This is a genomic window from Mesorhizobium terrae (assembly GCF_008727715.1).
Lineage (GTDB): Bacteria > Pseudomonadota > Alphaproteobacteria > Rhizobiales > Rhizobiaceae > Mesorhizobium > Mesorhizobium terrae.
The window spans coordinates 1,339,310-1,352,935 of the sequence record NZ_CP044218.1; the positions used below are offsets into that span (position 1 = coordinate 1,339,310).

The following is a 13,626-nucleotide window of genomic DNA, read 5'->3' on the forward strand; positions in this document are numbered from 1 at the left end:
CCATGGGCGGCACCGGCGTCATCGACCAATTCCTGGAGGTCTTCACCCGCTATATCGATAGCGGATTTGGCCTGCTCGGCGGCGAGGTAGCGTTCATAGCCACGACGCTGATCGTCATCGACGTGACATTGGCCGCGCTGTTCTGGAGCTGGGGCGCCGACGACGACATCATGGCGCGCCTGGTCAAGAAGACGCTGTTCGTCGGCGTCTTCGCCTACATCATCGGCAATTGGAATAGCCTCGCGCGCATCGTGTTCGAGAGCTTCGCGGGGCTCGGCCTGAAGGCGTCGGGCACTGGATTTACCGTCGAAGATCTCATGCGCCCCGGCCGCGTTGCGCAGACCGGCCTCGACGCCGGCCGCCCGCTGCTCGATTCCATCTCCAACCTGATGGGCTGGATCGCCTTCTTCGAGAACTTCATCCAGATCGCCTGCCTGTTGTTCGCCTGGGCGCTGGTGCTGCTCGCCTTCTTCATTCTCGCCGTCCAGCTCTTCGTCACCCTGATCGAATTCAAGCTGACGACGCTTGCGGGCTTCGTGCTGATCCCGTTCGGCCTGTTCGGCAAATCCGCGTTCATGGCCGAACGCGTCCTCGGCAACGTCATATCGAGCGGCATCAAGGTTCTGGTGCTCGCCGTCATCATCGGCATCGGCTCGACGTTGTTCTCCCAGTTCACCGCCGGCTTCGCGAACCAGACACCGACGATCGACCAGGCGATGGCGATCGTGCTTGCCGCGCTCTCGCTGCTGGGCCTCGGAATCTTCGGCCCTGGCATCGCCAACGGCCTCGTCTCTGGCGGTCCGCAGCTCGGCGCCGGCGCGGCCGTCGGAACTGGGCTCGCGGCGGGCGGCGCTCTGGTCGCGGCCGGCGCGGCTGGCGGAATGGCCCTTCGCGGCGGCGCCGCTGCTCTTTCCGGAACTGCCGCTGCCGCTCGAGGGGGAGCGGCCCTGGCCGGTGGCGCCTCGACGGCCTACAGCCTCGGCGCTGCCGGCCAGTCGGGCGTGTCCGCCGTCGGATCTGGACTCGGTGGCGTTGCTCGCGCCGCTGGCGCGGCCGCCAGCTCACCGCTGCGTCGCGCGGCCTCCCGGGCAGCAGACGGCATGAAGTCGAGCTTCTCCGATGGCGCCAAGTCCGCGTTCGCCGCGACGGGTGGCACATCGACCATGGGCACGATCGGCGGGCTCGCGGCCGATGCTGCGCCGGCCGCTGCGGCTGACGGGCCGCCGGCCTGGGCCCAGCGCATGAAGCGCTCTCAGGCCTTGAGCCACGGTGTGACGGCGGCCGCCCACGCCGTTCGCAGCGGTGACAGCCATGGCGGCGGCTCCTCTATCAACCTCTCTCAAGGCGATCGCTGATGTTCAAACGACCTTCTACTCACTACGGCAAACCACCAGAACCTGAGACGCCTTACCAGCGCGCCGCGCAGGTCTGGGACGAGCGCATCGGCGCCGCGCGCGTCCAGGCGAAGAATTGGCGGCTCATGGCGTTCGGCTCGCTGATCCTGTCCGCTGGTTTCGCGGCGGCGCTTGTCTGGCAATCGGCCCGCGGCACGATCGTGCCATGGGTTGTGCAGGTCGACCGGCTCGGCCAAGCGCAGGCGGTGGCGCCAGCGGTCGCCGACTATCGTCCCACCGATCCGCAGATCGCTTTTCATCTCGCGCGCTTCATCGAGCAGGTCCGCTCGATTCCGTCCGACGCCATCATCGTTCGGCAGAACTGGCTGCGCGCCTACGACTTCACGACCGACCGCGGCGCGATGGCGCTGAACGACTACGCGCGATCCAACGACCCTTTTACCAAGGTCGGCCGACAACAGATCGCCGTCGACGTCTCCAGCGTCATCCGGGCCTCGCCGGACAGTTTCCGCGTCGCCTGGGTCGAGCGCCGGTACGAGAACGGCCAGCTCGCCGAGACGACCCGCTGGACCGCCATCCTCACCATCGTCGTGCAGGTTCCACGCAACGCCGATCGGCTGCGCGCCAACCCGCTCGGCATCTACGTCAACGCCATCAACTGGTCACGGGAGCTTGGGCAATGAAGCCGTCTTTCCGTAAAGCCGGAAATCCGGCTTCTCGCACGTCCACATTTGCGGTTCTCCTGCTGTGCACGTCGGCGCTCGCCGGCTGCGCCACGGCGAACAGGCCGCCAGAGATCTCCTATGATGACGCCGTGCCAGCGGCGCTGAGCGCCAATCCTCCGGTTCCCGTGCGCGTGGTCGAGCTGCCGCGACCTCTGCCACTCCCCGGTCAGATGAAGCCCGTCGAGCCGTCCCGCGGCACGCCTGAGCCTACCGATCCGACAGCCCGCGTTAATCAGGCCAACGCCGCCGCGCGTGTGCAGCCGGTCCGCGATGGCTTCATCAACGCCATGCAGGTCTATCCCTATACCGGCGGCGCGCTCTATCAGGTCTACACCGCCGTCGGCCAGATCACCGACATCGCTCTTCAGCCGGGCGAGCAACTGGTCGGCTCCGGCCCGGTCGCCGCCGGCGACACGGTTCGCTGGATCATCGGCGACACGGTGAGCGGCTCGGGCGCGACCCAGCAAGTTCATATCCTGGTGAAGCCGACCCGCGCCGACTTGATGACGAATCTCATCATCAACACCAATCTGCGCACCTACCACATGGAGCTGCGCTCGACCGAGCGCACCTATATGGCTTCGGTGTCCTGGCAGTATCCGCAGGATCAGCTCATCGCGCTGCGCCGCCAGAACGCGCAGGCCGAGGCCAGCAGTCCCGTCGCCACCGGCGTCGACCTCGCCAACATCAATTTCCGCTATGCCATCGAAGGCGATCGTGCGCCGTGGCGGCCACTGCGCGCCTACGATGATGGACGCCAGGTCTTCATCGAGTTTCCGCGTGGCATCGGTCAGGGCGAGATGCCGCCGCTGTTTGTGGTCGGTCCGGAGGGCAACACCTCCGAGCTCGTGAACTACCGCGTCCGTGCCAACTACATGATCGTCGACCGGCTGTTCGCGGCCGCGGAGCTGCGTTTCGGCGCTGGCGACCGCCAGAAGCGCGTCCGGATCGTCCGCACCGATGGGAGGCCGGCGTCGTGAGCGAGCCAGAACCCCGGAAAGAAGAAGACGAGGCGCCGCTGACCGGGTCGGCGGACGACGCGGCCGCCCCGATGCGGCTGCGCGCGGATGCGCCGCGCGTTACGCGGCTCTCGCGCAAGGTGCTCGCCGGCCTCGGACTCGTGGCGAGCGTCGGAATCGGCGCCGCGTTGATCTATGCGCTCCAGACCGGCGACGCGGGGAGGCCGGCGGACGAACTTTACTCGACCGATAATCGGTCGACCGCCGATGGCCTGGCCGGATTGCCGCGCGATTACAGCGGTGTTCCCCAATTGGGTCCGCCGCTTCCGGGCGACCTCGGGCGACCCATTCTGGGCGCGCAAAATCGTGGCCAGCCATTGCCAAACCAGGCCGGCCTCAGCGCGGAGGAGCAACGCCGGCTGCAGGAAATAGAGACCGCCCGCGTCAGTAGGCTGTTCAGCGGCGCCGAGAACAGGTCCATGGCCTCGACGGGCCCCGGCGCCGCGACGATCGCGCCGCCGCCCACTCCGGACCTCACCGGCCTCGGCCTCGCGCCGCCACCCGCCACCCCATCGGCCCAGGATCGACAGCTCGCATTTCTCAATGCGGCGGCCGATCGGCGCACCGTCGCACCCGATCGCGTCGCCGCACCGGCGTCGCCTTACATCCTTCAGGCAGGCGCCGTGATCGCGGCGGCGCTCATCACCGGCATCCGCTCCGACCTACCCGGCCAGATCACCGCGCAGGTGACGGAGAACATCTATGACAGCCCAACGGGACGTATCCTCCTGGTGCCGCAAGGCACGCGCGTGATCGGCCAGTACAATAACAGCGTTCAGTTCGGTCAGAGCCGCGTGCTCCTGGTCTGGAACCGGCTGATCTTCCCAAACGGGCGCTCGATCGTTCTCGAGCGCCAGCCCGGCGCCGATGCGGAGGGTTACGCCGGCCTTCAGGATGGCGTCGATTATCATTGGTGGGAGCTGGCGAAAGCTGCGGGGCTCTCCACGTTGCTGAGCGTCGGAGCCGAGCTCGCCACTAATGACGACGACCGCCTGGTCCAGGCCATCCGCAACGGTGGGCAGGACACCATCAACGATGCCGGCCAGCAGATCGTGCGCCGCCAGCTCAACGTCGCCCCGACACTGACGATCCGGCCGGGCTTTCCCGTTCGCGTCATCGTTACGCGGGATTTGGTGCTCGAACCCTACGGAGATTAGCTGATGGCCAAGCTCAAGCTGGGGCCGCTCGAAGACGACAAGCCGGCGAAGATCTCAATGGAGTTGCCCGCTGCACTTTACCGCGATCTCATCGCCTATGCTGATTATCTGAACAGTCAACATGTCTCACCAGTAGGAGGTGAACCATGCCGGATTTGAGGCTCGGTCGGTTGCCGAAGGTTGGCGTCGTCCGCATGACCATCATCTTGCCGGAGCCACTTAAGGAGGAACTCGACCAGTATGCAGCCGAACACAGCCGGCTGTACGAACCCGTGGACACCGCAGCGCTGGTCCCGCACATGCTAGAAGCCTTCCTCCGTTCGGATCGCGGTTGGCGCAGCCGTAAGGCGAAGGGAGGCCGTGCGCGTCAGCCAGGGGTGCCTCCAGCCAGCAAAAAGGCATTAAGCGGTGCCGAAGGCGATGGCTCCGCCTGAAGCTGTCCTTTTGCCGAACCTAACGGTTGGCACCCTAAGCGGAATATTGGTTCCGACCCTCTGGCGGAATTTCGGTCGCCGCCGCACGAACTCACGTCCATGACCGCTAGCGGGCGTTCGTTTAGGGCACCTAACTCCGTCACCGCATCAGGATCTCACGCAGGGCAACCGCAACGAGAACGATACCTGCAACCGCCTCGATCGTCCGCGTGAATGCGGCAATCTGCCTTGGCCGCGTCTCCGGCAGGCGTGTCACCTGTTGACGGAAAAACACGGCGGTCACCGCGACAAGGGATAGCGTCGCCGCCACGCCCGCCATCATGGCAACGGCAAGGCGATGCCGGCCTCGGGCACGCCCCGCGTGATCGCGAAGGTCATGACGAACAGCGTCAGCGGACAGGGGATCAGTCCCGCCATGAAGCCGACGGCGGCACCTTCCCCAACGCCATGGGCATGGTTCGCACGCCTCGACGCCCGCCACAGCATCCACAAGCCGATAACGCCGAGCAGGCCGCGGCTCAAATCCTCGAGCAATGGTGCCCGGCCGACGCCGCCGAAGGCGATTGAGACCAGGGGAAGTGACAGCAGCGCGATCAGGAGACGGCCATGCTCACATGCGTGAAAGACAGCGCGAGCGAAGCCATCAGGCTGCGCGCCATTCCCACGGACGATCCCGCCAGATAGGTGGCAAGCACCGACTTGCTGTGTCCCGGCGTCATGGCGTGGACGGCGCCGAATACGATGCCCATCGGCAGGAAGGCGGCGAGCGCGGTCCAGCTGCCGCCGCCGGCAAACGCGCCAATGCGGTCGGCGAACGTCAGATAGATCTCGCGTTGGACCTCAATAACCCATTGCAGCATACAGACCCAATCGTCACTCCTTGCCGCTCACGGCTCGCGCGGCCATTGCGGATGCAGGTTGTCGACGACGAAGGCGTGAGCATGGCGGCCCTCACCGTGCCGCGCTCCCTCCGCCCAATGCGGATCGTCGTCGGAAAGGCCGGGATGCCGGTGCTCAACGACTTCCGGGTCGGAAGCCGGCCACAGAAGGGCCGCTGCCACGAGAGCGGCGGCCGCAATCACGGCCAGGATCAGGAATGTCGCGTTGGGCCCGACGGAGGCGCCGAGCCATCCGGCCAGCGGATAGGTTACAAGCCAGCAGGCATGCGACAACGCAAACTGCGCCGCGAACAAGGCGGGCCGGTCCTCGGGTTGCGAGGAACGCCGCAGCAGCCGGCCCGAGGGCGTCTGGGCCGCCGAATAGCCGAGGCCGAGAACGAACCAGAGCAGCAGAAGGAGCTGGTAGCCCGAGACAGTGGCCCCAGCCACGAGACCAAGGATCATAAGGATCACGCCTGCCAGCATCGCCGCGCGGTCGGATATGGCTTCGAGCAGCCTTGGCAGGGCGAGTGCGGCGACCATCGACCCGCCGCCGAACGCCGCCAGCGCCAGCGCGGTCGCGCGCTGCGACAAACCGAACTCTCCCTGCACGATGACCACAGTATTGACGATCGCCATCGCACCGGCGGCGGAGACCGCCATGTTGACCGCCAGCAGCCCACGCAGCCTCGGGGTGGCGAGGTAAATGCGGGAGCCACGCGTGGTTCGCTCGTAAATGGGGCGCGGCGTGGAAGGCCTGGGGCTGGGGAGCAGAACCGAGACGACCAGAGCGGCCGAGGCCAGGAAGCCGATCACGGTGCCGGCGAAGAGCGCATAGAAGCTCATCACCGTGAGAAGGGCCGCAGCGAGCATCGGGCTGAGAAGGCTTTCGAGATCATAGGCCAATCGCGACAGGGAGAGCGCCCGCGTGTAGTCCTTCTCGTCCGGCAGGACGTCGGGTATGGTCGCCTGAAATGTCGGTGTGAAGCCCGCCGATGCCGACTGCAGCAGAAAGATCAGCACATAGACCTGCCAGACCTCGGTGACGAAGGGGAGAGCCACCGCCACCGCCGCGCGCACGAGGTCGAGACTGACCAGGATCGCGCGCCGGGGCAGCCGTTCGGCAAAGGCGGCCGCCACGGGTGCGACGCCGACATAGGCGATCATCTTGATCGCCAGCGCCGTTCCCAGCACCGCGCCGGCCTCGCCGCCGGCCAGCTCGAACGCCAGAAGCCCGAGCGCGACCGTGGCCAGCCCGGTGCCGATCAGCGCGATCACCTGCGCGGCGAAGAGATGACGGTAGGTGCGGTTTGCGAGAATGCCGAGCACTGGCTGTCCTAAAGGTACTTGGTGATCTCCTTGAACTCCTCGATCGAGCGCTGCTGGCCGGCGGGCAAGGCCTGTGCGGCGTCGCCGAGGCAGTGATCGAGATGGTCGCGGATGAGCGTCTTCTTGGCCTGGCCTATGGCCTTCTCGACCGCGTGCAGCTGCTGCGCGAGTTCAAGGCAGGGCCGGCCGGCTTCGATCATCGCGACGACGCTGCGCAGATGGCCTTCGGCGCGCTTCAGGCGCTTGACGATGGCGGGGTGCGAGGAATGGGTGGACATGCCTCCGGCCTATCCTCCTGGGGAGGATAGAGTCAAGGTCGCTGGGGACGTGAACTCCGCCGCAGACTTCGATTGCCGCGGAAGTGCTCAACGGCCAACCTACTTACGCTCTTCCGGCGGCTTGATGTGGCGGAACTGCGCAAGCAGCAGCAGGTCGTAGGTGATCTTGAGCGCGCCGCAGATCAGGAGCGGCCAGGCCTTGTAGGATGCGGCAAACAAGGCGCCGGCCAGTGCGGGGCTGGCGGATGCGGCGAGGCTGCGCGGAACGGAGGTGAAGCTCGCGGCGGCGGCGCGCTCGGCCTCCGTTACCAGGGCCATGACGTATGACGAGCGCGTCGGCACGTCCATCTGGGAAAGCGCTGCCCGGATCAGCAGCAGGGCAAGGGCAATGCCCAGGTTGGGGGCGAGCGCCGCCAGCATCAGGGCGATGCTGGAGGGAATGTGGGTGAACACCATCGTGTTGACGAGCCCGATGTGCCGCGACAGCCAGGCGGCGACGGGAAATGAGAAAGCCGACAGTATGCTCGACCAGAAGAAAAACACGCCCGCGGCTGACAGGGAGAGATCAAACCGCTCGAACAGCCACAGCGCCAGCAGCGACTGCACGACGAACCCGCCGGCGAAGGCGTCGAGGCTGAAGAGTGCCGCGAGCCTGAAGACGATGGCGCGGGAGGGGCCAAGCGCGGCGGCCGGCTCGCTTGCGGGCGGGCGCTTGGGGATGCGTGCATAGAACAGGCCACCCAGGAGCCCGACAACCGCATAGAGGACGAACATCAGCTTGATCGCCGTGAGTTGGCCGAGCCCGACCGTGGTCATCACATCGGGGGCGGCCGCAGCGAGCGCGCCAACGGCGCTTGCGAGCGCTCCTACAAGGCTGTAGCGCGCGAACATCCTCGTCCGGTTGGCGTCACTCACTTCCCGTGTCAGCGCCGCGTGCTCGATCGGCACGAACACGCTCACACTGCCGGCCGACGGGTTGATCGTGCCTGCGAAGGCGACGATCAGAAGGAGCGCGTAATCGTGAACCACGGCGAAGGCGACGCCGGTAGCGATCATCAGGCTCGCAGCGGCCAGTAGAAGCTGACGATGATCGAAGCGCGGGCCAAGGAAGCCGGCTGCAATAGTGAGCAGCGCCGAGCCGAGGAGCGATGCGGTGGCGATGATGCCGACCTCGAGCGGGCTGAAGCCGAGCGCAAGCAGATAGACCGGCAGGAGGACGGCCACGAAGCCGTCGCCGAAATCGCGCAGCGCCCGCGCTGCAAAGAGGCAGGTCGTCGGGTGGAGCCACTTGCGCGGCTGGACGTCCGTTTGAGCGTCAGAGGAGCCCATAGGCGAGCCCCGCCAGGGAACAGGCGGCGAGCACCTTCAGCATACCGACCTTGAAGCGGAACACGGCGATCAGCGCGCCCATGGTGAGCACGAGCGAGGCCACGTTGACCGAGCTCAAGATCGGCACATCGACGCTCATGCCGAAGCTGCTCACCTCGATCAGCTCGCCGAAGAGCACGTGCAGCCCGAACCACACCGCGAGATTGAGGATGACGCCGACGACGGCCGCGGTGATCGTCGCCAGCGCGGCCGACAGCGCCCGGTTGCTGCGTAGCGCCTCGACATAGGGCGCGCCGAGGAAGATCCACAGGAAGCAGGGCGTGAAGGTCACCCAAGTGGTGAGCAGGCCACCGAGCGTGGCCGCCAGCAACGGATCGAGCGACCCGGGCGCGCGGAAGGCTCCCATGAAGCCGACGAATTGCGTGACCATGATCAGCGGCCCGGGCGTGGTCTCGGCCATGGCAAGCCCGTCCAGCATCTCTCCGGGTTGGAGCCAGTGATAGGTCTCCACGGCCTGCTGCGCCACATAGGCGAGAACGGCATAGGCCCCGCCGAAGGTCACCACCGCCATCTTGGAGAAGAAGACAGCGATATCGGCAAAGACATTGCCGGTGCCAAAGGCGGCGACAAGGGCAACCACCGGCGTAAGCCACAGGACGAGGAAGACGCCGGCGATCTTCAACGCCCAGCCAACCGAAGGCCGCGCGTGGGCCGGGATCGTCTCGCCGAGGACGCTCTCCGCGTCGGCGACCTGCCTGTCGCCCACCTTGCCGTGCCCGTTGGCGGCGAGGAAGGGCGCAAGGCCAGCGCGCCCGCCAGCAAAGCCGATAAGGGCTGCTGTCAGAATGATGAGCGGGAACGGAACGTGGAAGAAGAAGATGGCTATGAAGGCAGCCGCGGCGAGTGCCATCATGACGTTGTTCTTGAGGGCGCGCTTGCCGACGCGCACGACGGCCTCGAGCACGATGGCGAGCACCGCCGCCTTAAGCCCGAAGAACAGCGCCTCGACGGCGCCGACATTGCCGAAGAGCGCGTAGATCCAGCTCAGGCCCATGATGGCGACGACGCCCGGCAACACGAACAGCGTGCCGGCGACGAGCCCGCCCTTGGTCTTGTGGAGGAGCCAGCCGATATAGACGGCGAGCTGCTGCGCCTCCGGTCCCGGCAGGAGCATGCAGTAGTTGAGCGCGTGCAGGAAGCGGTTCTCGCCGATCCAGCGCTTCTCCTCGACGATGATCCGGTGCATCACCGCGATCTGCCCGGCCGGGCCGCCGAAGGAGAGCGCCGCCACCCGCGCCCAGACGCGCACGGCCTCTCCGAACGGGATGCCGTGGTCGGGCGCAGTGTTGCGCTCGATGGATTGTGTGTCGTTGCTTGCGATCTTGTTCATCGATCCATCCCTGCGCGTCAGCGGCGCTTCTTGCGGAAATACTGGTAAAGGTTATCGAAGACGGGTGCTCCCTGAGCGATGCGCTCCTCGTCGTCCGCATGAGCGATCGCGATGCCGGCGATGAGATGGGCGATGCCGGTCGCTTCCTCGCGTGCGAACTTGCCGTCCTTGAGGTCGATGTCGTGGACAATCTCGGCGATCGCCCGAAGGGCCGGGTCGTCGAGACCGGTGCGGGCGAGCAGCACCTCGAAGCTGCAGCGGTCGCCCTCATGAGTGAACTCGCCCTCGAACATGTCGAAGCGCAGCTCGCCCGGCTTGGGGACATAGCCCTTGCCCGGCACGAAGCGGATGACGGCATCGGGGTCGATGAAGCGGCGGATCAGCCAGCTGCAGGCGATGCGGTCGATGTGGACGCCTTTGCGCGTGACCCAGATACGACCTTTGAGGTCGTCTGTCCGCGCAGCCTCGGGCTCTGCGGCGTCCATGTCGTTGTCCGCTACGAGCCGGCTCTCGAGTTCAGCAATGGCACCTTCCGCACCGAGCCGCCCGGTGGCGCCGAAGAAGTCAATCACAATGACATCGGCGAGCCGCTTGCGCAGGCGCCGGGCATGGGCGCGCGCGTCCGTCTTCTCCTCACCGCCCGCCGCCGCATCGAACGTCTCCGCGAGCGCCCGGACCTCGGTCGCAATCGCCTCGTAGTCGGCATCACGCGCCGTGTCGAAAAGCGCCCGCGCCTGGTCGTCCGAGAGACCGTCGATCAGGCGCGCCTCGCAGACCAGCGCCTCGCCGCCGCCCTCGACGATCTCCTTCAGGAGCCACGCGAAATCCTCCCGCGTCTCGGCAGTTGCCGGAAGTGCGTAGACGGTGCTCTTCACCGCGACGGCGCCGATGGCCTGCAGCCGGCGCCAGACCTTGACGCGCAAATAGGCCGGCTTGCTGGGAAGCTGGTGGATCAGAAGGAGCCAGGGTTGGTTTGGTGATCGGTCATCGTCCATGAAAAGACCGTATCATTGAGGTAATGAAAAGGAACAGATGTATCACAATCTCTCGGACATCCAGATGGGTTGGCCGCTGCCTCCGGCGGTACCAAGCGGCCGTCACTGAGCCCGCATCTGTGCGCCGCCGCGGCCGCAGCAACGCACAGATGCGGCGTCATCCCGCCGGCCCCGCCGGAGGAATGAAGGGCGGACAGGTCCGTGAGGTACAGTTGCGGGATCGAAACCTTCTCGGTCGTTGTTCGCAAGCCGCGACGGGCTCCCGCTGCGGCGTACGACAACCTTCTGGCACCATGAACTGAATGCGACGATGATCGCTGCGCTTACCGTCCAAGCGTCGCGGACGTGAGACACGCTTGGAGAGTCCGGATAATGCCGAGATCCTTGGCCGCGAAAGCGGCCAAGCTCTCGACCCCGCTAAGCTGATCGCACCAATGATTGAGCGTTTTATGGCGACGGATCGGGGATTCGCGAAGATGCGCCACGCGGCCCGTTCCCGTTCGCAACCGGCGGGTAGCGCTCCTCCAAGAGGCGAATGAAGTTCCGGAGCGCTGGGTTCTCGTTGCCGTCTCGCCAATAGGCGCGATACCCGATCCGGGTCGAGCCGTTGCCGTCGCGCGCCTCGCGGTAGACGACGCCGGTATAGCTGGCTCCCATGCAGGCCTCACACATAAGGCTGACGCCTCGGTTGGCCCCAACCAGGCTCTTGATGTTTTCCGGGCTCACATCGTGCCGGACGACGTCGGGCAGATCGCCAGGGGAACTGAGCTTGGCAACGAGGATGTCTTGGATCTCCGGTCCCGGATCGCGCTCGCTCAGCAAGAAGCGCTCATGTTTTAAGTCTGTCCAATAGATGACTTCGTTCGCTGCGAGCGGATGATCCTCGGGCAGAGCGACGATGATGCGCTCGCTCCAGAGCACCATCGAGCGATTGCAATCTGAAGCCGGCTCCCCGGTGACGATGGCGATGTCGATCATGCTATTCTGTATTCCGTCGAACAATCGCGTTCGCGATCCTTCGATAGTTTTGATCTCAACCTGGGGAAAGCGACGGCCGTACTCGACAAGACTTGCCCTGAGATTGCCGGCTGAGAGGGACGTGTAGAAGCCGATCGTCAAGTACCCGGCCTCGCCGCGTCCGACGGCCTTGGCTCCGTCGACGACAATCTGCAAATCATTGAGAACCCGGCGAACGCCGCTCACAAAGTCCCGGCCTGCCGCCGTCGGCCTGACGCCGCCATTCGTTCGTTCGAACAACGCTACGCCGAGTTGCTCCTCCAGATGTCGGATTCGTCGGCTGAGATTAGACTGCTTGAGGGCGAGCAGATCTGCCGCCTTGCGAAAACTGCCACAGCGTTCCGCCGCCTCAGCGTATCGCAGATGTTTAAGCTCGATCGACACGAGAGCGCTCGTTTCGCCGCGCGGAAACAGCGCTGTCGAAGAACGCACCGCGTTCCGCATACATCGGAAGCGCTCGGTAGACGTCGTCTGCGCATTTCATCATCTGTGACGCTCCTCACGCTGTTCAATATTCGCCCCGATACCTACCGGACCTGGAGACTAACGTAGCCGCTCATCTATGGCGGCTTGGGACTTCGCTCTCAAAAGCAAACATAGTATCTCCAAGTCATTCAGAAGGTGCTCGGGATCGCGGTCGACTGCGGTCCTAAGAGCGTCCTTCAGCCAGTCGCTCATGCCAGGATGGGCGAGCACCCACGCAATCTGCTTTTCGGCCTCTAGGAGAGGCTCAACGGGCGATTGGGAAGCGGCCATTCTGCTCTCCCTTCGTTCCCTTGGTCACGGGTTGCACTCCCCGCATTGCCCCGGGTCCGCTGTCGCCGCCTTCACCGCGCGCTCTTCCCGGTAACCGCACCCCTCACAGCTATAGACATCAGCTTTCAGCGCGAGCGTTGGGCCTCCGCACCATGAGCATGGCAGGCCGGATAGCCGCTTGGTGATGGCAAATCCGGGTCGAGCGCAGATCGGGCACAGGCTCCGAAACCGGCGGACAAGGTCCAGCGTCGCGCGTTTAATGGCGCGCATTCGGGTGGGGTTGCGATGGGCGCGCATATCGGTCTCAACGAAGGCGGCGCCGCAGATCGTGATCACCTCCTCAATCGCCCTTTGCAGTTCGGCCCAAGCGTCAATGCCCTTGATCAGCGCGCACCTGGGCGCCGGCTGCTGATCGACGCAGCCCATGACGATCACCCCATGTCCGGGAAATCGCGCGCGTTCGGCGAACGCACTGGCGCCGGTCAGGTCCGTAACGACCGCATGGCCAAAATTCGTCGACAGACCCGCATAATGACCGATCAATTCAAGACCGCTGACGCGGTCCTTCATTACGACAATCTCGCGGCCGATCGGGACGAAGGGAATTTGGGGATGTGGCCCGAAGCTGCCTTCGCTGGCGACTGCCACACGTGCATGCGGTACGTGTTCGAACGCCGCGGCGATCTTGGCGCGGGCGGCGTCGAGTTGCGAACCGGTTCGCTCGATCTCGCGGCTGAAGGTCCCGAAGCGGTCGGTATCGAAGGCCCGTGGCACAACGCAATCGAGGCCGAGCGCCTCCGCAAGCAAAGGGGCGATCACGCGTTCCTTGCCGTGCATCGTGGCGATCACCGTCCGTGCGCCGGCCAGATGGAATTGGTCGCCGCCGACCTGATCGGGAAGCGCGTGGGCGGGGGTGTCGCGGGAATCAGAGATCGGCATGGAGGCGCGACCCCGCGTCGATTCG

13 protein-coding genes and 2 pseudogenes are annotated in these 13,626 nt (G+C 65.6%); 7 read left to right on the forward strand and 8 right to left on the reverse strand.

What is annotated here, in order from left to right:
- Nucleotides 1-2 precede the first annotated feature (2 nt).
- Genes trbL through FZF13_RS07660 form a run of 6 tightly spaced genes read left to right on the forward strand, consistent with a single transcriptional unit; the run spans nucleotide 3 to nucleotide 4,690 of the window.
- Nucleotides 3-1,355, forward strand: a complete 1,353-nt coding sequence (gene trbL / locus FZF13_RS07635) for a P-type conjugative transfer protein TrbL (RefSeq protein WP_047558470.1) — start codon at nucleotides 3-5, stop codon at nucleotides 1,353-1,355.
- Complete coding sequence (gene trbF, locus FZF13_RS07640) at nucleotides 1,355-2,038, forward strand: conjugal transfer protein TrbF (RefSeq protein WP_047558473.1); 684 nt, start codon at nucleotides 1,355-1,357, stop codon at nucleotides 2,036-2,038. The genes trbL and trbF overlap by 1 nt, the downstream gene beginning before the upstream one ends.
- Nucleotides 2,035-3,060, forward strand: coding sequence for a P-type conjugative transfer protein TrbG (gene trbG / locus FZF13_RS07645; RefSeq protein ID WP_052224904.1), 1,026 nt, complete (start codon nucleotides 2,035-2,037; stop codon nucleotides 3,058-3,060). Before trbF ends, trbG begins: the two co-directional genes overlap by 4 nt.
- Entirely contained in the window at nucleotides 3,057-4,256 is a 1,200-nt protein-coding gene (locus FZF13_RS07650) for a TraB/TrbI/VirB10 family type IV secretion system protein (RefSeq protein WP_047558476.1), read from the forward strand. The genes trbG and FZF13_RS07650 overlap by 4 nt, the downstream gene beginning before the upstream one ends.
- Nucleotides 4,257-4,259: 3 nt before the next feature.
- Nucleotides 4,260-4,415 (forward strand): DUF2274 domain-containing protein, encoded by a 156-nt coding sequence (locus FZF13_RS07655; RefSeq protein WP_082004871.1) that lies wholly within the window; start codon nucleotides 4,260-4,262, stop codon nucleotides 4,413-4,415.
- Complete coding sequence (locus FZF13_RS07660; protein ID WP_052224905.1) at nucleotides 4,403-4,690, forward strand: DUF2274 domain-containing protein; 288 nt, start codon at nucleotides 4,403-4,405, stop codon at nucleotides 4,688-4,690. Before FZF13_RS07655 ends, FZF13_RS07660 begins: the two co-directional genes overlap by 13 nt.
- 139 nt (nucleotides 4,691-4,829) lie before the next feature.
- On the opposite strand, the pseudogene FZF13_RS07665 reads toward FZF13_RS07660, so the two are convergent.
- From FZF13_RS07665 to FZF13_RS07690, 6 genes and pseudogenes are all read right to left on the reverse strand, one after another.
- Nucleotides 4,830-5,550, reverse strand: a pseudogene (locus tag FZF13_RS07665) (ABC transporter permease).
- A gap of 27 nt (nucleotides 5,551-5,577) precedes the next feature.
- Nucleotides 5,578-6,897 carry an MFS transporter gene (locus FZF13_RS07670; protein WP_047558477.1) on the reverse strand — a complete coding sequence of 440 codons (1,320 nt, stop codon included), beginning with the start codon at nucleotides 6,895-6,897 and terminating at the stop codon, nucleotides 5,578-5,580.
- A gap of 8 nt (nucleotides 6,898-6,905) precedes the next feature.
- The gene (locus tag FZF13_RS07675; RefSeq protein ID WP_047558481.1) at nucleotides 6,906-7,175 is read right to left on the reverse strand and encodes a metal-sensing transcriptional repressor; all 270 of its coding nucleotides are present in this window, start codon (nucleotides 7,173-7,175) and stop codon (nucleotides 6,906-6,908) included.
- 99 nt (nucleotides 7,176-7,274) lie between these two features.
- Nucleotides 7,275-8,504, reverse strand: a complete 1,230-nt coding sequence (locus tag FZF13_RS07680; protein ID WP_047558484.1) for an MFS transporter — start codon at nucleotides 8,502-8,504, stop codon at nucleotides 7,275-7,277.
- The gene (chrA, locus tag FZF13_RS07685; RefSeq protein ID WP_052224906.1) at nucleotides 8,491-9,894 is read right to left on the reverse strand and encodes a chromate efflux transporter; all 1,404 of its coding nucleotides are present in this window, start codon (nucleotides 9,892-9,894) and stop codon (nucleotides 8,491-8,493) included. The genes FZF13_RS07680 and chrA overlap by 14 nt, the downstream gene beginning before the upstream one ends.
- A gap of 17 nt (nucleotides 9,895-9,911) precedes the next feature.
- A complete protein-coding gene (locus tag FZF13_RS07690; RefSeq protein ID WP_246192444.1) occupies nucleotides 9,912-10,817 on the reverse strand; it encodes a chromate resistance protein ChrB domain-containing protein in 906 nt (301 codons plus the stop codon).
- Nucleotides 10,818-11,263: 446 nt separating this feature from the next.
- Between FZF13_RS07690 and FZF13_RS29280 the strand changes: the two are divergent.
- Nucleotides 11,264-11,386: pseudogene (locus FZF13_RS29280) on the forward strand (DUF2274 domain-containing protein); the annotation flags it as partial.
- Here FZF13_RS29280 and FZF13_RS07700 read toward each other — a convergent pair.
- Nucleotides 11,337-12,290, reverse strand: a complete 954-nt coding sequence (locus tag FZF13_RS07700; RefSeq protein ID WP_244466407.1) for a LysR family transcriptional regulator — start codon at nucleotides 12,288-12,290, stop codon at nucleotides 11,337-11,339. The pseudogene FZF13_RS29280 and the gene FZF13_RS07700 sit on opposite strands and share 50 nt — an antisense overlap.
- A 396-nt stretch (nucleotides 12,291-12,686) precedes the next feature.
- Nucleotides 12,687-13,601 (reverse strand): DUF6671 family protein, encoded by a 915-nt coding sequence (locus tag FZF13_RS07710; protein WP_244466408.1) that lies wholly within the window; start codon nucleotides 13,599-13,601, stop codon nucleotides 12,687-12,689.
- Between the last annotated feature and the right edge of the window lie 25 nt (nucleotides 13,602-13,626).

What these genes read in the sequence shown, in the direction of transcription:
- trbL (WP_047558470.1), top strand. Translation starts at nt 3, where the DNA reads ATGGGCGGCACCGGCGTCATCGACCAATTCCTGGAGGTCTTCACCCGC.
- trbF (WP_047558473.1), top strand. Translation starts at nt 1,355, where the DNA reads ATGTTCAAACGACCTTCTACTCACTACGGCAAACCACCAGAACCTGAG.
- trbG (WP_052224904.1), top strand. Translation starts at nt 2,035, where the DNA reads ATGAAGCCGTCTTTCCGTAAAGCCGGAAATCCGGCTTCTCGCACGTCC.
- FZF13_RS07655 (WP_082004871.1), top strand. Translation starts at nt 4,260, where the DNA reads ATGGCCAAGCTCAAGCTGGGGCCGCTCGAAGACGACAAGCCGGCGAAG.
- FZF13_RS07660 (WP_052224905.1), top strand. Translation starts at nt 4,403, where the DNA reads ATGCCGGATTTGAGGCTCGGTCGGTTGCCGAAGGTTGGCGTCGTCCGC.
- FZF13_RS07675 (WP_047558481.1), bottom strand. Translation starts at nt 7,175, where the DNA reads ATGTCCACCCATTCCTCGCACCCCGCCATCGTCAAGCGCCTGAAGCGC.
- FZF13_RS07680 (WP_047558484.1), bottom strand. Translation starts at nt 8,504, where the DNA reads ATGGGCTCCTCTGACGCTCAAACGGACGTCCAGCCGCGCAAGTGGCTC.
- chrA (WP_052224906.1), bottom strand. Translation starts at nt 9,894, where the DNA reads ATGAACAAGATCGCAAGCAACGACACACAATCCATCGAGCGCAACACT.
- FZF13_RS07710 (WP_244466408.1), bottom strand. Translation starts at nt 13,601, where the DNA reads ATGCCGATCTCTGATTCCCGCGACACCCCCGCCCACGCGCTTCCCGAT.